The sequence below is a fragment of the Aeromonas sp. SG16 genome (genome assembly GCF_024436135.1).
Classification (GTDB): domain Bacteria; phylum Pseudomonadota; class Gammaproteobacteria; order Enterobacterales; family Aeromonadaceae; genus Aeromonas; species Aeromonas jandaei.
On record NZ_JANFNW010000013.1, the window covers coordinates 1 to 18,326 of the forward strand.

Annotated in this window: 17 protein-coding genes and 1 riboswitch; of the genes, 9 read left to right on the forward strand and 8 right to left on the reverse strand. The window is 59.2% G+C overall.

All coding sequences use genetic code 11. The features are described 5' to 3' along the window. The first annotated feature begins 375 nt into the window (after positions 1-375). The 4 genes from NOM67_RS20445 (at position 376) to NOM67_RS20460 (ending at position 5,455) form a co-directional block, all read left to right on the forward strand. A complete protein-coding gene (locus NOM67_RS20445; protein WP_156852505.1) occupies positions 376-825 on the forward strand; it encodes a pullulanase in 450 nt (149 codons plus the stop codon). A 211-nt stretch (positions 826-1,036) separates the two neighbouring features. Continuing rightward, on the forward strand, positions 1,037-3,184 hold the full coding sequence (locus NOM67_RS20450; protein ID WP_156852504.1) for an adenosylcobalamin-dependent ribonucleoside-diphosphate reductase: 2,148 nt from the start codon (positions 1,037-1,039) through the stop codon (positions 3,182-3,184). Positions 3,185-3,194: 10 nt separating this feature from the next. After that, a complete protein-coding gene (locus NOM67_RS20455) occupies positions 3,195-3,878 on the forward strand; it encodes an NrdJb (protein WP_041210370.1) in 684 nt (227 codons plus the stop codon). Between the two features lie 206 nt (positions 3,879-4,084). After that, positions 4,085-5,455 carry a PhoH family protein gene (locus NOM67_RS20460; RefSeq protein ID WP_041210371.1) on the forward strand — a complete coding sequence of 457 codons (1,371 nt, stop codon included), beginning with the start codon at positions 4,085-4,087 and terminating at the stop codon, positions 5,453-5,455. Between the two features lie 78 nt (positions 5,456-5,533). Here the strand turns inward: NOM67_RS20460 and thiQ are convergent, their stop codons facing one another. From thiQ to thiB, 3 genes are read right to left on the reverse strand one after another with little or no spacing between them, the layout of a single operon-like run. Beyond that, positions 5,534-6,229 (reverse strand): thiamine ABC transporter ATP-binding protein, encoded by a 696-nt coding sequence (gene thiQ, locus NOM67_RS20465; RefSeq protein WP_156852503.1) that lies wholly within the window; start codon positions 6,227-6,229, stop codon positions 5,534-5,536. Further along, the gene (gene thiP, locus NOM67_RS20470; protein ID WP_156852502.1) at positions 6,216-7,859 is read right to left on the reverse strand and encodes a thiamine/thiamine pyrophosphate ABC transporter permease; all 1,644 of its coding nucleotides are present in this window, start codon (positions 7,857-7,859) and stop codon (positions 6,216-6,218) included. Before thiP ends, thiQ begins: the two co-directional genes overlap by 14 nt. Next, positions 7,835-8,815, reverse strand: coding sequence for a thiamine ABC transporter substrate binding subunit (gene thiB / locus NOM67_RS20475; protein WP_156852501.1), 981 nt, complete (start codon positions 8,813-8,815; stop codon positions 7,835-7,837). Before thiB ends, thiP begins: the two co-directional genes overlap by 25 nt. Positions 8,816-8,862: 47 nt before the next feature. Further along, positions 8,863-8,953: riboswitch (TPP riboswitch) on the reverse strand. A gap of 89 nt (positions 8,954-9,042) precedes the next feature. Between thiB and NOM67_RS20480 the strand changes: the two genes are divergently transcribed. Continuing rightward, entirely contained in the window at positions 9,043-9,333 is a 291-nt protein-coding gene (locus tag NOM67_RS20480; protein ID WP_041210374.1) for a PilZ domain-containing protein, read from the forward strand. Here the strand turns inward: NOM67_RS20480 and NOM67_RS20485 are convergent. The 5 genes from NOM67_RS20485 to leuA all read right to left on the reverse strand — a co-directional run bounded on the left by NOM67_RS20485 (position 9,318) and on the right by leuA (position 15,050). Beyond that, on the reverse strand, positions 9,318-10,244 hold the full coding sequence (locus tag NOM67_RS20485; RefSeq protein WP_156852500.1) for a transglutaminase domain-containing protein: 927 nt from the start codon (positions 10,242-10,244) through the stop codon (positions 9,318-9,320). The two genes, NOM67_RS20480 and NOM67_RS20485, sit on opposite strands and share 16 nt — an antisense overlap. 118 nt (positions 10,245-10,362) lie before the next feature. After that, positions 10,363-10,962 carry a 3-isopropylmalate dehydratase small subunit gene (gene leuD, locus NOM67_RS20490; RefSeq protein ID WP_156852499.1) on the reverse strand — a complete coding sequence of 200 codons (600 nt, stop codon included), beginning with the start codon at positions 10,960-10,962 and terminating at the stop codon, positions 10,363-10,365. 12 nt (positions 10,963-10,974) lie between these two features. Then, positions 10,975-12,372 (reverse strand): 3-isopropylmalate dehydratase large subunit, encoded by a 1,398-nt coding sequence (leuC, locus tag NOM67_RS20495; protein ID WP_042031828.1) that lies wholly within the window; start codon positions 12,370-12,372, stop codon positions 10,975-10,977. Positions 12,373-12,405: 33 nt separating this feature from the next. Then, positions 12,406-13,491, reverse strand: coding sequence for a 3-isopropylmalate dehydrogenase (gene leuB, locus NOM67_RS20500; RefSeq protein WP_255939819.1), 1,086 nt, complete (start codon positions 13,489-13,491; stop codon positions 12,406-12,408). After that, on the reverse strand, positions 13,488-15,050 hold the full coding sequence (leuA, locus tag NOM67_RS20505; protein WP_255939829.1) for a 2-isopropylmalate synthase: 1,563 nt from the start codon (positions 15,048-15,050) through the stop codon (positions 13,488-13,490). Before leuA ends, leuB begins: the two co-directional genes overlap by 4 nt. 408 nt (positions 15,051-15,458) lie before the next feature. On the opposite strand from leuA, the gene NOM67_RS20510 reads away from it, so the two are divergent. The 4 genes from NOM67_RS20510 (at position 15,459) to NOM67_RS20525 (ending at position 18,005) form a co-directional block, all read left to right on the forward strand. Beyond that, on the forward strand, positions 15,459-16,079 hold the full coding sequence (locus NOM67_RS20510; protein ID WP_033114941.1) for a TetR/AcrR family transcriptional regulator: 621 nt from the start codon (positions 15,459-15,461) through the stop codon (positions 16,077-16,079). Between the two features lie 126 nt (positions 16,080-16,205). Then, positions 16,206-16,709, forward strand: coding sequence for a phosphatase PAP2 family protein (locus tag NOM67_RS20515; protein ID WP_042031824.1), 504 nt, complete (start codon positions 16,206-16,208; stop codon positions 16,707-16,709). After that, a complete protein-coding gene (locus NOM67_RS20520; RefSeq protein WP_255939832.1) occupies positions 16,706-17,815 on the forward strand; it encodes an MJ1255/VC2487 family glycosyltransferase in 1,110 nt (369 codons plus the stop codon). Before NOM67_RS20515 ends, NOM67_RS20520 begins: the two co-directional genes overlap by 4 nt. Positions 17,816-17,852: 37 nt before the next feature. Continuing rightward, complete coding sequence (locus NOM67_RS20525; protein WP_104015791.1) at positions 17,853-18,005, forward strand: hypothetical protein; 153 nt, start codon at positions 17,853-17,855, stop codon at positions 18,003-18,005. Positions 18,006-18,326 lie beyond the last annotated feature (321 nt).

Below are 18,326 nucleotides of genomic sequence, written 5' to 3' on the forward strand. Positions count from 1 at the left end.
TCAGAAGTGAAACGCGGTAGCGCCGATGGTAGTGTGGCATTCGCCATGCGAGAGTAGGACACTGCCAGGCACCCAATTTAAGAACCCCGCTCATCGAGCGGGGTTTTTTATTGCCTGAAAATTACGCCACCTTCCCGAAAAGCCTCTATTTCCACTAATCCATTCAATCACTTCGCTTTTTAATCCTTCTCCATTCAATTTTGTTGTACCAAAACCGGAGTGATCTTGCTCTCGCCTTTTGACTTGCCCTCCGGTGGCTGGGCATAAAAAGTACAGAATGTGATGATTCTACCTTTCTTGTGATTCCGGCTCTGCTTTAATGCCTTCGTCCACATTGATGGACCAAGGAATCACAATAAATTAAGGAATAGAGACATGTTCAAAAGAACAGTAACGATGATACTGGCGGCGGGAACCCTGGTATTAGGTGGTTGTGCATCCCACAGTGGAGCAGAGCAGGCTACTGACAATAGCGATTTTGGTGGCAAGTCCATCTATCTGCGCGGTGAGATGAACGACTGGATGGCGACCGATGCGAGCAAGGTGGTCAAGGTAGCCGACAAACTCTACATGGCGAAAGGCACCCTCAAGAAAGAGTGGGCCCCCTACAAGTTCAAGTTTGCTGATTCAGGCTGGAGCTGCGGTACCAACTTTGGCTACAAGAGCCCGAGTGATGGTGTTGCCGTGTTGGGTGGTGAGGCTGTGCCGGTCAACCCCTGCTCCAAGTATGAGGACATGAAGTTCTCACCGGATGCTGATGGCGTCTACGAGTTCTATCTGAATATGGCGGGTGAAACACCGACCGTTTACGTCAAGAAGCCCTGATCTATCTCTGAGTGTTAAATCTCTTAGCAAATTAATCAGTTAAGTGCCCTGGCCCAGAAATCTGCTGGCCGGGGCATTTTTTTAGGTTAGAATCGGCGCCCTCATGGCATCAGGTGTACTATATGTTGTGCCATTAATTTTAGATGACACCATTAGTTGTGTTTTCTGCTGTTGTCATGATGTTGATGCATTCACATAAGGTTGATTGAAAATGGCTAAATCGAACCCGGTGCTGGAGAGTGAGCTTGGCTCCCGCCTTATCCCCATGCAGGAAACGTCCCTCGAGATCTGGGATAGCAAATATCGCCTCAAGAGCAAGGATGGGCATCCTGTCGATGGCACTATCGACGAGACCTACCAGCGCGTTGCTCGTGCGTTGGCGGAGCAGGAGCTGGAACCGGAGGCCTGGTATGAGCCTTTCCTGTGGGCACTGCGCAATGGTGCCATTCCGGCGGGCCGGATCACCTCCAACGCCGGGGCTTTTGAGCACAAGCCTGCCACTTCGACCATCAACTGTACCGTTTCCGGCACCATCGAAGATTCGATGGATGATATTCTCGGCAAGGTGCACGAGGCGGGGCTGACCCTGAAGGCTGGCTGCGGCATCGGTTATGATTTTTCGACCCTGCGCCCACGCGGTGCTTTTGTCTCCGGTGCAGGTGCTTACACCTCAGGCCCGCTCTCGTTCATGGATATCTACGACAAGATGTGTTTCACCGTCTCGTCAGCCGGTGGCCGTCGTGGCGCCCAGATGGGCACCATGGATATCCGTCATCCTGATGTGATCGAGTTTATTCAGGCCAAGCGTGAAGATGGTCGCCTGCGTCAGTTCAACCTCTCCCTGCTCATCACCGAAGATTTCGTCAAGGCGGTGAAAGAGGATGCCCCCTGGCAGCTGATTTTCCCCTACACCGCTAAAGAGGTGGAGCAGGATGGCATTGCGCTGGACGATCCCGCTCAGGTGCTCTGGGCCGACTGGCCCAACAAGGAAGGGGTTGTATTCAACGAGTTGGGGCAGGTCGCTTGTAAGGTCTACAAGACCTTGCCAGCCCGCAAGCTCTGGAATGTCATCATGACCTCCACCTATGACTATGCAGAGCCCGGCTTCATCCTGATCGACAAGGTCAACCAGATGAACAACAACTGGTTCTGTGAAGAGATCCGCGCGACCAACCCCTGTGGCGAGCAGCCGTTGCCGCCTTACGGTGCCTGCCTGCTTGGCTCGGTCAATCTGACCAAATTTGTGCGCGACCCTTTTACTGAAAACGCTGCGTTCGATTGGCAGGCGTTTCGCAAGGTCGTGGCCATCTTTACCCGCATGCTCGACAACGTGGTGGAGATCAACCAGCTGCCGCTGGCCAAACAGCGCGAGGAGATCACAGCCAAGCGCCGTCACGGCATGGGCTTCCTGGGGCTTGGTTCGACCCTAACTATGCTGCAGATCAAGTACGGCTCTGCGGCATCCGTGGCCTTTACCGAGCAGGTATCCCAGGAGCTGGCGATGACCGGCTGGCAGGAGTCCCTGCGTCTGGCCAAGGAGAAGGGCTCTGCCCCCATCATGGAGCAGGAGTTTGAAGTGACTGGCAAGATGCTGCGCCTGCGTCCCGAAATGGCGGCTGATGGCATCAAGGTGGGTGACAAGGTGAAGGGCAAGGTGCTGCATGCGCGCTATAGCCGCTATATGCAGCAGGTTGCCGAAGTGGATCCTGCGCTGGTCGCCGAGCTGGCCGAAGTGGGTGGGCGTTTCACTCACCACAGCAGTATTGCGCCCACCGGCACCATCTCGCTGTCACTGGCCAACAACGCCAGCAACGGCATCGAGCCGAGCTTTGCTCACCACTACAGCCGCAACGTTATCAAGCCGGGCAAGAAGAGCAAGGAGAGCGTGGATGTCTACTCCTTCGAGCTGCTGGCCTATCGTGAGCTGGTGAATCCGTCCGCCATGCCATATGCCGATGATGAGGCGAGCCGGCTGCCGGACTACTTCATTACTGCTGATGACATCACCCCGGCGCAGCATGTGGACATTCAGGCGGCGGCCCAGCGCTGGATCGACTCCTCCATCTCAAAGACTGCCAACGTGCCGACTGATTTCCCTTTCGAGCAGTTCAAGGACATCTACATGTATGCCTCGGACTCCGGCCTCAAGGGCTGCACCACCTTCCGCTTCAATCCGGAGGCCTTCCAGGGCGTGCTGGTGAAGGAGAAGGATCTGGAGAACACCCTGTACGATTTCACCCTGGAGGATGGCTCCGTCATCTCCGTCAAGGGGAACGAAGAGATTGAATACGATGGTGAGCTGCACACTGCTGCCAACCTCTACGATGCCTTGAAAGAAGGCTATTACGGTAAATTCTGAGAACGACATTATGGTCAAAAAGATCGACAAGAAAATCGTCGCCTACAAGGTGCGTACCAAGGATGAGCCGCAAGAAGAGCTGGCCCCGCAGGATGACGTGGTGCACATGCATGAAACCGTGCTGCGTCCGGAGCGACTGATGGGAACCACCTACAAGCTGAAGACGCCGGAGCATGTCTCCGAGCACTCGCTGTTCATCACTATCAACGACATCATTCTCAACGAGGGTACTGTTCACGAAACCCGCCGCCCGTTCGAGATTTTCATTAACTCAAAGAGCCTGGAACACTACCAGTGGATCGTGGCGCTGACCCGCATTATCTCCGCCGTATTCCGCAAAGGTGGGGATGTCACCTTTCTGGTGGAGGAGCTGCGCTCGGTGTTTGATCCCAAGGGCGGATACTGGAACAAGGGCAAGTACGTTCCATCGCTGATCGCCGAAATTGGCAACGTGATCGAGAGCCATCTCACCGAGATCGGCATGCTCAAGGCGCCGGGGCTGGACGAGCATCAGCAGGCGTTTCTGGCCGAGAAACAGGCTGAATTGAAAGCCGCTCAGGAGGCCGAAGAGCAACAGGCTGGCAGCGGTTTCCCGGCCAATGCGGCGCTCTGCTACAAGTGCCATACCAAGGCGCTGGTGCTTAAGGATGGCTGCATGACTTGCCTCAATTGTGGCGACTCCAAATGTGGTTAATCCGCTAGATAAATAAAAAGACCGGCCCGATGGCCGGTCTTTTTATTGCTGATTTTCTGTTCGAACGATTCTGGTGCTGCAAGTCATTTGTTGCGTGATGGTAAAATCGGGCGTAGCGTTGAAGGTAATAAAACTGTCACGGCCGTGTGGTTTCAATGACATCCGAGATTCACACACGTGGCCCTTCAGTGCCAAGGAGGATGCTTATGGACAATACGGACCGAAAGCTGTTTATCCTGGATACCAACGTTCTGCTTCACGAACCCCTCGCTATCTACTCCTTTAAAGAGCACGATGTGCTCATCCCCATGACGGTGCTGGAAGAGCTCGATAACATCAAGGATCGTCACAAGGATGTCAGCCGCGACGCGCGGGTGGCCATCCGTGCGCTGGAAGATGTGTTCCGCGATGCGACTCCGGAGCAGATTGCGCAAGGAGTACCGCTGGCCGGCGAGGCTAGCGGCCATATCTGCATCTTCAGCGATCACCATCTGCCGCAGGATGCCGAGGTGTTCACCGACAAGGAGGCCGACAACCGCATCATCAACGCGGCCCTCTATCTGCAAAAGCATGAATTGAAGCGTCAGGTGGTGCTGGTCACCAAAGACATCAACATGCGCCTCAAGGCCAAGGGGGCCGGACTTGCCCACGTCGAGGATTATCGCAGCGACCAGCTGATCGACGATATCCGCCTGCTGGCCAAGGGCTTTCAGGTGGTGCCCGGCAGCTTCTGGGAGCGCGTCGGCGAGTGCGAGAGCGAGACCCACGGCCGCGACACCATCCATGTGATCGATGCCAACCTGCTGGAGGGGGTTCACGTAAACCAGTATCTGGTGGATGAAGAGAATTTCTTTGCAGCCCGGGTGCTCAGTCACGATGGCCAGAAGATCCGTATCAAGGATCTGGGGCGTGAGCGACTGATGTCCCGCAAGGCGTGGGGTGTACATCCCAAGAACGTCTATCAGGGGATGGCGCTGGATGCACTGCTGGATCCGCACATCGATCTGGTGATCCTGACCGGCCCGGCCGGTTGCGGCAAAACCTTGTTGGCGATGGCTGCTGCGCTGGAGCTGGTGATCGAGAAGGGGATCTACGAGAAGGTCATCGTCACTCGAAATACCCCGGAAATTGCCGAAAGCATCGGCTTCCTGCCTGGTACCGAGGAGGAGAAAATGATGCCCTGGCTAGCAGCGGTAACCGACACTCTGGAGGTGCTGCACAAGCAGGATGAGAACATGAGTGGCTCGCTCAGCTACATCATGGAGAAGGCCAATATCCAGTTCAAATCGGTCAACTTCATGCGCGGGCGCAGCATCCAGAACACCTTCGTATTGCTGGATGAGTGCCAGAACCTCACTGCCTCCCAGATCAAGACCATCATTACCCGTTGCGGGGAGGGCACCAAGATCGTCTGCTCTGGCAACCTGGCCCAAATCGACTCCAACTACCTGAGCCCGGTGACCTCGGGTCTGACCTACATAGTCGAGCGTTTCAAGGATTTCGACGGCAGTGCCAACATCTTCCTCAACGGCGTGGTACGCAGCCGACTGGCTTCGTTCGCCGAGGAAAACCTCTGATTAAACTAAATATTTCCAGATGCAAAGGGAGGCCAATCGGCCTCCCTTTTTGATCCCGGCGCAGTCTTGGGCCGAGGGCTATTGACCCAGATAGCGCAGCAGCCCCGGGTGGTTGCTGTTTTGCAGAATATCCGGCTTTCCCTGCAGGGCGATGCGGCCCTCGTCTACAAAGAGCACCTGATCGGCAATCAGCTGGGCATCTTCCGGATTGTGGGAGACCATCAGTACGGTAATGCCCTGCTCGCAGGCGAGGCGGGCCACTTCGGCCAACATCTCCCGACGCAGGGCAGGATCGAGGGCCGAGAAGGGTTCATCCAGCAGCAGCAGCGGTTTGCCCCGCACCAGCGCACGGGCCAGTCCGACCCGCTGCTGCTGGCCGCCGGAGAGCTGCTCCGGCAGGCGGCTTAGCATCTCACCGAGGCCAACCCGCGCGGCTGCATCGATCACCTGTGCCCGCTGGGCGGCACTCAGGCGCAGACCCGGGTGCAAGCCGATGGCGATATTGTCGAACACCGACAGGTGCAGGAACAGGTTGTGATCCTGAAACAGGGTGGTGACTGGTCGCTCGGCCGGGCCCAGCGGCAACAGATCTTCGCCCTCGAAGCTGAGGCTGCCTGACTCCACCTGCACGAAACCGGCGATCATCCCGAGCAGGGTCGACTTGCCTGCGCCGCTTGGGCCAATCAGTGCGGTAATCTCCCCCTTGGGCAGCTTCGCGCTGAAGCTGACGCGCCAGTCGGGATAGCTGGTCACCAGCGTATCAATGTTCAGCATGTTTTCCTCCAAGTCCCCGTTCAACCAGCCAGAACAGGGAGAAACAGAGAGTCAGCAGCAGCAGGGCGGTGGCGGCCGCCTCGGTCAGCCGGTAGCTGCCGAGCTGCTGGTAGAGCAGCCAGGGCAGGGTGGTGAGCTCCTGGCTGCCAAACATGGCGATGGCGCCGAGATCCCCCAGCGAGAGGATCATCGACAACGCCATCGCCAGCGCCAACGGACGGCGCAGCAGTGGCCACTCTACCAGCCGCAGGCGATGCAGGCCACGTACCCCCAGGCTGTCAGCCAGCCGGTCATACTGGCGCACCACCAGCTGCATGGGGGCGGAGAGGGTGCGCAGCACATAGGGTAGCGCCATCAGGGCGTTGACCAGCACCACCAGCCAGGGGCCGAGGGCGAACACGTCGGCAAAGGGCATAAACAGGATGAAGAGACCGGTAGAGAGCACCACAGCCGGGAGCATCAGGATCACCGAACCGCTGGCCTCCCACAGGGCGGCAGCCCGTCGCTTGCGAGCCCGTACTCGCAGATGACGGCTGGTGAGCAGCAGTGCGCCACCGAGCAGGGTGGCCAAGGCACCGGCTGCCAATGCAATCAACAGCGACTGACCGCTCGCCTGCCACAGTTTGGCGGAAGTGAGCGCCGTCAGCAGACCGGGGTGGAGGCCGGCGACGACGATGGCCAGCAGCGGTGGCAGAAAGATGACGAGGCCGATACAGAGTGAGAAGAGATCCACCACGGCTGTGCCCGGCTGATAGCGATCCGGCCGCAGACAGGGACGACGGGGTGTCACCCGACTGGCTGGCGTAGTCTGCAGCTTGTGCTGCAGGAGCAGCAGGGTGGCGGTCAGGATGAGCTGCACCAGCGCCAATCCGCCAGCGGTGGCGAGATCGAAGTCAAAGCGCAGCGCCTGATAGACAGCCACCTCCAGGGTGGTCGATTTGGGGCCACCGCCCAGCGCCAGCACGGTAGTGAAGCTGGTGAAGCAGAGCATAAAGATGAGGCTGGCAAGCCCGGGCAATATGCCGCGAATGAGCGGCCACTCCAGCAGCCGGAATATATGGGATGAGCGCATGCCGAGCTGGCTGGCGAGGCGCCAGCTCGATTCGGGGATGCTCTCGATGCTCTGCAGGATGAGACGTGCCGCCAGCGGCATGTTGAAGAAGACATGGGCCAGCAGAATGCCGAACAGGCCGTAGAGATAGTTGCCGGGATCCAGTCCCAAGTTGCGCAGCAGTTGCGGCAGCCACCCCTGTTTGCCATGAACCGCCACGATGCCGAAGATGGCGATGATGACCGGCAGTACCAGCGAGAGACCGAATAGCTTTATAAGCAGGGTTCGGCCAATGAAGCGGCGCCGTGCCAGCGCGCGGGCCACCGGAATGGCGAGCCCCAGGCTCAGCAGGGTGGAGAGCAGCGCCTGCCAGAGGCTGAAGCCCAGCACATGGCGCAGATAGGGGTCTGCCAGCAAAGTGCGCGGCGCCAGTGAACCGGCCTGCCACAGCAGGGCCGCTAGTGGCCCGAGGGACAACAGCAGGATCAGCAGTGTGGCTGCACTGCCCGGCAGCCACCAGAGGGGGCGCTCCTGTCGCTTCAGCGCGAGCTGACTCACTGGGCGACGGCTTGCAGCCATTCGCGGATCCACCCTTTGCGATTGGCGGCCACCTCATCGGCACTGAAGGCGAGCGGCTTGGCTACGGTGATCATCTGCTCGAAGCCCTTGGGTAGCGGCGTGTCGATAACCGGATACATCCAGTTGCCGGTCGGGATCTCGTTCTGGAAGGCGGGGCTCACCATAAACTGCAGGAACTGGTCAGCCAGCTTCTCCTGTTTGGCACTTTTCAGCTTGGCGGCCACTTCCACTTGACGGTAGTGCCCCTCTTCAAACGCCGCTGCCTGATACTGAGGCTTGTTCTCGGCAATCAGGTGGTAAGCGGGGGAGGTTGTGTAGGAGAGCACCATGTCCGCTTCGCCATCGAGGAACATGCCATAGGCCTCGGACCACCCCTTGGTGACGGTGACTGTCTTCTTGGCAAGCGTGGCCCAGGCTTCAGGAGCCTTGTCACCGTAGACAGACTTCATCCACAGCATCAGCCCCTGTCCCGGGGTCGAGGTACGGGGGTCCTGATAGATAACCTTGAGATCGGGGCGCTCCACCAGCTCTTTCAGGCTCTTGGGCGGGGTCTTGAGCTTGCTCTTGTCGTAGACGAAGGCGAAGTAGCCGTAGTCGTAGGGGATAAAGGTGTCATCCTGCCAGCCACCCGGCACCTTGATGCCGTCGAGCTTGGCGGGATGGGGGGCGAACAGGCCGCTCTGCTTGGCTTCACTGATGAGTGCATCATCCAGCCCCAGCACCAGGTCGGCCTTGCTGTGGTTGCCCTCCAGTCGCAGCCGGTTGAGGATGGCGACGCCATCTTCGAGGGGAACCAGATTGAGGGTACAGCCGCACTCCTTCTCGAAGGCTTGCTTGATCTTGGGTCCGGGGCCCCAGTCGGCAGTGAAGGAGCTGTAGGTGTAGACGGTGAGGGTGTCGGCGGCGAAAGCCTGAGCCGAGAGCAGGCTGGTGGCGACCAGCAGCAGGGTTTTCATCAAGGGCACTCCATTATGAGGTGCCAGCGGATGAGGGCGCAAAAAATGAGCGCCGTGCCTCAAATTCCTCCGCCAGCATTATCTGGATCAGGTTCACGGGTATAATCTCAGCGGTAAACCGCACCCCGTTTGAGAAACGCACCGCATTGTATTAACGTTCTTTTGGGTAGACCAGCACAATTGTGCGCTGCCCATGAGATGATTCCCACTCAACAGAGGATCTTCGCGTGCTTACCAGTACCAAGGAAAGACGTGCCTTTGCACGTATGGTCATCAATGCTCCGGTTACCGTTTATCAGCAGCATCAGGTACTGGAGGGCATCTGTCGGGATCTCAGTGCCAACGGCATGGGGATCTCGGTGGCGGAACACCAGCTTGATACAACCCAGCCGATCCGGATCAGCCTCGCAACCAACAACAACCTGCTTCCCCCTTTCGAAGCCCATGCCCGGATCATTCGGGTGCTGGAGGAGGAGACAGGATTGCTGCTGGCGGTGGAGTTTCAGCCTTTGGGCTGAACCGGTTGCACACTCAACTGCTTGCCATCGACCAGCGTTTTGCTGGTCGATGCTATTTGGCCAGCCGGTAATGCGGCAGGACCGGTAGGTTCGAGCAGTAGATAGGATTGTCCCTGCCAGCTGATGGTGGCATCACCCGGTTTGGCTGGCAGGTCGACCGCCAGCATCGCGTGGCCCGGGATAAAGACCATGGCCTGCTTCAATTCGGGAAAGAGCTGGGCCAGCATGGCGGCCATCAGGGTCACCTTGCTGTCGCAATCGCCGCGGTTCTGTTCCAGTACCTGACGGGGAGTGAGAAACCCCTTGCCCTGCCGTCCGTTCAGACTGTCCAGCTGTTTGTAGGGGATGCTCTGGATAAAAGCGAGCATCTCGGCCACGGTTTTCTGGCGCGCTTCCGGCTCGCTGCTCCCCTGCTGTTTCAACTGCTCAGCCAGCGGCGCCACCGCGCTGCGGCTCTCCAACGCAATACGAACATGGTCCTGCTTTACCGCCAGCTGGCCATCCGGTGGCGTGAAGTACTGGAAGTAGTGTTTGCTCAGCCACGCCTGCTCCTCTTTGCCCCGTTGCGTTTCCAGCCAGGCCATGGCCTCTTTGGCTTTATCCTGATTGTGACTTTTCAGATGCAGCTCGAGGGAGGGGCGGGAGAGGGTAAACTGTACCTCGGGGTAGTTCTCGCGTACCCCGCGCAGCAGGGTTTGCAGTACCTCTTCTTCCATTCGTGCCGGACGATAGGCGATAAGGGGCGGCAGTTTGCCCTGCTCCAGCCGATAGGTGAGCTGGCGGGGTTTGCCAGCGCTATCTTGCCAGCCGACATTGATCTGGCCGAGGCTGTTGGTGAAGTAGGTCTGGGCAGCTGCAACCGGCAGCGCCAGCAAAGTGCAGAGTAAAAATATCGCCGTCGTTCTCTTCATCGTCCTTATCCTGTCTTGAGGCCGCATCCCTGGCCTGCTGGTTGAAGTGCATTGGCGGAAATAAAAGAGGGAGCCGAAGCTCCCTGTTGATTCTACTCGTTTTTTTGCAACTGGCGCGTTAAATCCAGCTCGGCTGCTTCGCTTCAAAAGCGCTGATGGCGGCCTCGTGCTGCAGGGTCAGGCCGATGGCATCCAGCCCGTTGAGCAGGCAGTAACGGCGGAACTCGTCGATCTCGAAACCGAAACTGAGCTCACCGGCGCGCACCTGATTGGCCTCCAGATCCACTTCGATCTCGATGCCCGGTTTGGCGGCCACCAGCTGGAACAGGGCATCGACCTCCTCCTCCTTCAGGCGCACCGGTACCATGCCATTGTTGATGGCATTGCCGTAGAAAATGTCGGCAAAGCTCGGGGCAATGATGGTCTTGAAGCCGTAGTCGGCCAGCGCCCAGGGGGCGTGCTCGCGGCTCGAGCCGCAGCCGAAGTTCTCGCGGGCCAGCAGGATGCTGGCGCCAGCAAACTGCGGCTGGTTGAGCACAAACTCGTGGTTGGGCTGCTGGCCGGCATCGTCCAGAAAGCGCCAGTCGTGGAACAGGTGCTTGCCAAAACCGATGCGGTTGACCTTCTGCAGAAACTGCTTCGGAATGATGGCGTCGGTGTCGACGTTGGCGCTGTCGAGGGGGACGACGATCCCTTTATGCTGTTTGAATCCTGTCATCGCTGTTTCCTCTTACAGTGCGCGAATGTCGGCGAAGCGGCCGGTGACGGCGGCGGCAGCGGCCATGGCCGGGCTCACCAGGTGGGTGCGGCCGGCGCGACCCTGGCGCCCTTCGAAGTTGCGGTTGCTGGTGGAGGCGCAGCGCTCCCCCGGTTGCAGCCGGTCGTTGTTCATGGCCAGACACATGGAGCAGCCGGGCAGTCGCCACTCAAAGCCCGCTTCGATGAAGATCTTGTCCAGCCCCTCGGCTTCGGCCTGTGCCTTCACCTGCTCGGAGCCCGGCACCACCAGCGCCTGTACGCCAGCAGCCACCTTGCGACCGCGGGCGATGGCGGCTGCGGCACGCAGGTCTTCGATGCGGCTGTTGGTGCACGACCCGATGAACACCTTGTCGATGGCGACGTCGGAGAGTTTCTGGCCCGGCTGCAGGTCCATGTAGGCGAGCGCCTTGCGGGCGGACTGCTGCTCCATCAGATCGCTGAAGGATTCCGGCGCCGGAATCGGCTCATTGACGGCAATTACCTGACCCGGGTTGGTACCCCAGGTGACCTGCGGAGCGATATCGGCGGCGTCCAGCACTACCTCGGCATCGAAACGGGCACCTTCATCGCTCTTGAGGCTCTGCCAGTAGGCGATGGCCTGCTCCAGAGCTTCTCCCTTGGGGGCAAACTCCTTGCCACGTATGTAGTCGATGGTGGTCTGGTCGGGGGCGATCATTCCCGCCTTGGCACCGAGCTCGATGGCCATGTTGCACACCGTCATCCGCCCTTCCATGGTGAGCCCTTCGATGGCTTCGCCTGCGAACTCCACCACGTAGCCGGTACCACCGGCATGGCCGACCTTGCCGATAATGGCCAGCACCACATCCTTGGCGCTGATCCCCTCGGCCAGTTTGCCGTTGACCGAAATGCGCATGGTCTTGGCGCGGCCCTGTTTCAGGGTCTGGGTGGCCATCACATGTTCCACTTCTGAGGTGCCGATACCGAAGGCCAGCGAACCGAAGGCGCCGTGAGTGGCGGTGTGGGAGTCGCCGCAGACGATGGTGGTGCCGGGCAGGGTGATACCGAGCTCGGGGCCCATCACATGGACGATCCCCTGATATTTGTGGTTGAGATCGTAGAGGCGAACTCCGAACTCCTTGCAGTTGGCGGCCAGCGTCTCCATCTGGATGCGGGCCATCTCGCCGGAGGCCGCGATGTCCTTGGTGGTGGTGGAGACGTTGTGATCCATGGTGGCCCAGGTCAGATCCGGGCGGCGCAGCTGGCGATTCATGGCGCGCAGGCCGTCAAATGCCTGCGGACTGGTCACTTCATGCACCAGATGGCGGTCGATGTAGATGAGGGGCGTTTCCCCTTCCACTTCCCGGACCACGTGGGCGTCGAATACTTTCTGATAGAGGGTCTTGGCCATTGCTTCTCTCTTCCTTGTTATCTGTTCTTCAGCTCAGATCCGGGCGGCGATCTGGTCGCCCATGGTAGCTGTGCTCTGCACCGGATGGCGGGCGCTGGCCTGATGCAGATCGGCGGTGAAGTAACCTTCGGCCAGGGTCTGGGCCACGGCCTGCTCGATGGCCTGGGCGGCGGTTTCCTGGCCCAGGCTGTAGCGCAGCATCAGGGCGGCGGAGAGGATCTGGGCGATGGGGTTGGCGATCCCTTTGCCTGCGATGTCGGGAGCCGAGCCACCGGCCGGTTCGAACAGGCCGAAACCCGATTCGTTGAGGCTGGCAGAGGGGAGCAGCCCCATGGAGCCGGTGATCATGGCGCACTCGTCGGAGAGGATGTCACCGAACAAGTTGGAGCAGAGCAGCACGTCGAACTGGGACGGATCCTTGATGAGCTGCATGGTGGCGTTGTCGATATACATATGGTTCAGCGCCACGTCTGGGTAGGATTTGGCGACTTCGGTCACCACCTCGCGCCACAGGATGGAGGAGGCGAGCACGTTGGCCTTGTCGATGGAGGTGACCTTGCCACGGCGCACGCGAGCCGATTCGAACGCTATCTTGGCGATGCGCTCGATTTCGAAGCGATGGTACACCTCGGTGTCGAACGCCTTCTCGTTCGCTCCTTCTCCCTCGCGCCCCTTGGGTTGGCCGAAGTAGATGCCGCCGGTCAGCTCACGTACACAGGCGATGTCAAAACCGCGATCGGAGATATCGGCGCGCAGGGGTGAGAACTGTTCCAGACCGGTATAGATACGGGCTGGACGCAGGTTGCAGAACAGCTTGAAGTGAGCGCGCAGGGGCAGCAGGGCGCCACGCTCAGGCTGATCGTTGGGGGGCAGATGCTCCCATTTCGGGCCGCCCACCGAACCGAACAGCACGGCATCGGCTGCTTCGCAACCCGCGATGGTGCTCTGCGGCAGCGGAGTGCCATGGTTGTCGATAGCAATGCCGCCCACATCAAAGTGCTGATAGTCGAGGGAGAAGCCGAATTTAGCCTGTACTTTTGCCAGCACCTTGACGGCCTCGGCCATCACTTCCGGGCCAATGCCGTCACCCGGCAATACTGCGATCCGATAACTGCTCATACTGTCTCCGTCTTGATTGTGTTATTGCGTTCCATCTGTTCGGCGACCTGATCGGCGCGCCAGATGCTGTTGATCACATGCAGCAGGGCATGGGCTGAGGATTCGATGATGTCGGTGGCGAGCCCCATGCCGTGGAATTTGCGCCCTTTGTACTCGGCGACGATATCGACCTGACCGAGAGCATCCTCCCCTTCGCCCTTGCTCTTGAGGGCATATTTGTCGATGCGGATCTCGTAGCCGGTGATGCGGTTGATGCACTGGTAGACCGCATCCACCGGACCGTTGCCGGTGGCGGCTTCACTCACCACCTCACCGCCCACCTTGAGCTTGACCGAGGCGGTCGCCATTACCGAGCTGCCGCTCTGTACCCCGAGGTATTCCAGCTTGAAGTGCTCCGGCTCCTCGTGGATCTGGCTGAAGAAGGCGAGCGCCTCCAGGTCGTAGTCGAACACCTGACCTTTCTTGTCGGCCAGGGTGAGGAACTTGGCGTAGAGATGGTCGAGGTCGTAGCTGCTCTCGGCGTAGCCCATGGACTCCATCCGGTGCTTGATGACGTGGCGGCCGGAGCGGGAGGTCATGTTGAGGTTGTTCTGGGTCAGGCCAATGCTCTCGGGGGTGATGATTTCATAGGTGTTTTTCGCCTTGAGCACGCCATCCTGATGGATGCCGGAGCTGTGGGAGAAGGCGTTGGCACCGACGATCGCCTTGTTGGGCTGCACCGGCATGTTGCAGAGCTGGCTGACGAGGGTGCTGGTGCGATGAATTTCGCTGTGGCGGATATTGGTGTGCACCCCGAGCAGGTCGGCGCGGGTTTTGAGGATCATCGCCACCTCTTCCAGCGAGCAGTTGCCGGCCCGCTCGCCGATGCCGTTGATGGTGCACTCGATCTGGCGAGCGCCCATCTGCACTGCGCCGATGGAGTTGGCCACCGAGAGCCCCAGATCGTCGTGGCAGTGGACCGAGATGATGGCCTTGTCGATGTTTGGCACCCGGTTGAACAGGGTCTGGATGATGCCGGAGAACTCGGTCGGCACCGTGTAGCCGACGGTATCCGGGATATTGATGGTGCGGGCGCCGGCCTTGATGGCGGCCTCCACCATGCGGCAGAGGTTATCAATCGGCGTGCGGCCCGCATCCTCGCAGGAGAACTCCACATCGTCGGTGTAGCGCAGCGCATGCTTGATGGCGCTGGTGCCCATCTCCAGCACATCCTCGAAGCTCTTTTTCAGCTTGCTCTCCACATGGATGGAGGAGGTGGAGATGAAGGTATGGATGCGAAAGGCGTCGGCAACCCGCAAGGCTTCACCGGCGGCATCGATATCCTTGGGCAGGGCGCGGGCGAGGGCGCAGACCCGGCTGCTCTTGATATGGCGGGCGATGGTCTGCACCGAGTGAAAATCGCCGGGAGAGGAGACCGGGAAGCCTACCTCCATGACGTCGACACCGAGCCGCTCCAGCGCCTGGGCAATCTGCAGCTTCTCCTTGACTGTCAAACTGGCCGCCAGGGCCTGCTCACCATCACGCAAGGTAGTATCGAATATGATGACCCGATCTGACATGTGACTTCCCTCTTCCTAAGTTCGGTGACGTGCATCCTGCGGCGGCATAAAAAAACCCGTGCAGGGTGCACGGGTTTTTGTAAATTCCGGCTATGCCTTAGCCCGGCTACAAGGATCCCGCGCGAGTTAACGCGATTAGGGAGATTAGTAGTAGCGGGGTGGCAATACGCATGACGTTGTTGTCCTTGCAGTCGATAACGCCTTTACCAATATCGAGATTTTTATGCTGTGTCAACACGCGCAGTCAGGGGAAATCTGCTGGGATATTTAATCGGATTGTAAAGGATTGCAAATTTCCTTGTCCCATATTCGGCCCATGACGGATTATCTGGTCATTCCTGCTGTGCTCTCTATCTCTGCACAACCAGATCGACTTATCAGCATTGGCTGAATTTTCTGAGGTGTTAAATGGAAAAACGTAGACCAGGTCGTCCGGTCGGACGTTCTGACATTCGTGACAAGTTGCTTGCTGCCGCCCGTGAGCGTTTTCTCAATACTCCCTATAGCAAGGTAACTACACGCGAAATCGCGGAGCTGGCTGGCTCCAACTTGGCGATGATCCACTACTACTTCGGCAGTAAAGAGGGTCTTTACAAGGCGGTACTGGGTGATGTCGCCGAGCCGCTTGACCATGCCTGGCAAGATGAACACAGCAACCACAGCCTCAACGAGCTGCTCAACACCTACTATCAGGTGATGGCGCCAAACAGCGAGCTGACCTCCGCTATCTCCAGCGCATTGTCGACCGAGAAGAGCCCGGGGCGGGATTTTGTGCTGAGCCGCCTGCTGGAGCGTCAACTGCCCCAGTTCGACGCCCTGCTGGAAACCATGAAAACCAACGGCGAGCTGGGTGACAATCTGGATCCCGAGATGCTGAAGATCTCCTTCCTCAGCATGATGTGGCAGCCGTTCGTGATGAAAGATCTTTACGAACAGGTATTTGGCCTGAAAGTGGACGAACAGTTCATGGCTCGTCTGGCGGATCACAACTGCCGCCTGATGGAGACCGGTTTGCGCGGCAATCATTGATAACCGCACAACCCATCGATTAAAAAGGGCCGTTTGGCCCTTTTTTCATAAATATGTTATCCCCCGTTCAACACCCTGTCATCCCGCCTCCCTACTCTGCAACGAGATCTCGGGGAAGGAGGGGTTATGAACAAGATCCAGCAATGGGACCTGCAGGTATGCCGGGTCTGTCTGCTGCACACCTATAACCGGCAGCAAGCCAGGGTGAGTCGCCTTGTCTCCCGTACCGGTGACGGCCCGCTTTACGCGGTTCTGGCGGCCCTGCTCTGGTGGCAGGGGGAGAGTGAACGCGAGCTGGTGAAGCTGGCGCTGCTCGCCTTTGCCATCGAGTTGCCGCTCTATCTGCTGCTGAAAAACAGCTTGAAACGGCAACGGCCAGTCGGTTTGCCGGTCTTTATCACCCCCTCCGATCGTTACAGCCTTCCCTCTGGCCACACTGCCGCTGCCTTCTTGATGGCCACCATACTGGCGACAGGCTTTCCGCTCTGGGCGCCGCTGCTGTTTGGCTGGGCGGCGCTGGTGGGGGCATCCCGGCTGCTGCTCGGGGTTCACTACCTGAGCGATCTGGTGGCCGGCGCCCTGCTAGGGGGCGGCTGTGCCCTGATGGCCCTTTGCTGGAGTCAGGGATGAAGATACTGTTTGGCGTGCAAGGCACCGGCAACGGCCATATCAGCCGCAGCCGCACCTTGGCCCGGGCGCTGCGAGCGGCCGGGGTCGAGGTGGATTATCTCTTCAGCGGGCGACCCGCCGACCGCTACTTCGATATGGAGGAGTTCGGGGAGTACCGCACTTTTGCCGGGCTCACTTTCGTCAGCCATGAGGGGCGGGTCTCGCCGTGGCGTACCCTGCAGGCGGCGTCACCGCTCACCTTCTGGCAGGATCTGCAAAGGCTCGACTGCCACGGATACGATTTGGTGGTGAGCGATTTTGAGCCGCTGACCGCCCACGCCGCCCGTCGCTGCGGTATCCCGAGCCTTACCGTCAGCCATCAGGCCAGCTTCAACTGGCCGATCCCCCGCTGGGGTGAAGATGGCTTGAGTCGCCAGCTGATGCGCCACTTTGCGCCGGTCAATCAGCCGCTCGGGCTGCACTGGTTTCACTTCGGTCAACCGATTTTGCCACCGGTGATCGATCCTGTTCGGGTGATGCCGGATAACGGCGAGATCCTGGTTTATCTGCCGTTCGAGCAGACCGAGGCGATCGCGGCCCTGTTGTCGCGCTTTGGCCAGCAGCGCTTTGTCTGCTTTCACCCCGCAATTCGCAGCCCGAGCCAGTGGCGCAATCTGCGCTTTGAGCCCCCCTCGCGCATCGCTTTTCTCAATGTGCTGGCAGGATGTCGCGGCGTCATCTCCAACGCTGGCTTCGAGCTCGCCTCCGAGGCGCTCAGCCTCGGCAAGAAGCTGCTGGTCAAGCCCCTTGGCGGCCAGTTCGAGCAGCTGACCAATGGCAAGACTCTGGAGATGATGGGGCTGGCGACCCTGATGGATTACCTCGATGCCAATCTGGTGCGCAGCTGGCTCGACAGCGCCTCGCCGGGGATGGTCTGCTACCCCGATGTGGCGCGAGAACTGGCCAGCTGGCTGGCTGCAGGGGCCGAGGAGAGCGTCTCCTCTCTGTCACGTCGGCTCTGGGGGAGGACGCTGTTTCCCGAAGAGGTGAGCGATCGTCTGAGCGAGCTGGAGGGTGGTGAAGGTTTGTCTGGCTGCTGGTTATCGCAAGTGAGCGCGGTTGACTAGACTGAAAGGCGATCCCACCAAGGAGAGGATGGAGCAAATGCGCTTTACCAATGAAAACGGCGAAGTCATGAACCTGGCTGACAATCTCACCCTGCACGAGCTGCTCGATATGGGTGTCAGCATCTCGGTCAGTGAAGAGACCGATCCGGATCAGCAGATCTGGCTGGCCGAGCCGGAAGATGACCACTAGGTCGCACTGCTGCCACAAAGCCCGCCACTGTCGGCGGGCTTTTTTATTGCCGTTTTTTCACCTGCCAGCACAATTCTCTGTCTATTGGCGTGACATCTTCCCGTTTCTGTTACCGCAGCTCTTATGGCCGGGCACTGTCTGAAATGTCTGACTGGAACCCGCCGACAAAGCCGTGGACAAGCGTTCATTGGCGGGTTAAGTTGGTTTTTCACCCGATTTTCGGGTCAATGATGGAAAAATCCTTTTTTTCTGCTGCCGACGGGGCTGAATTGGGCCGATCTGCCTTCAGATAACAACAAGAAACGGATCGGGCCGTGCCGG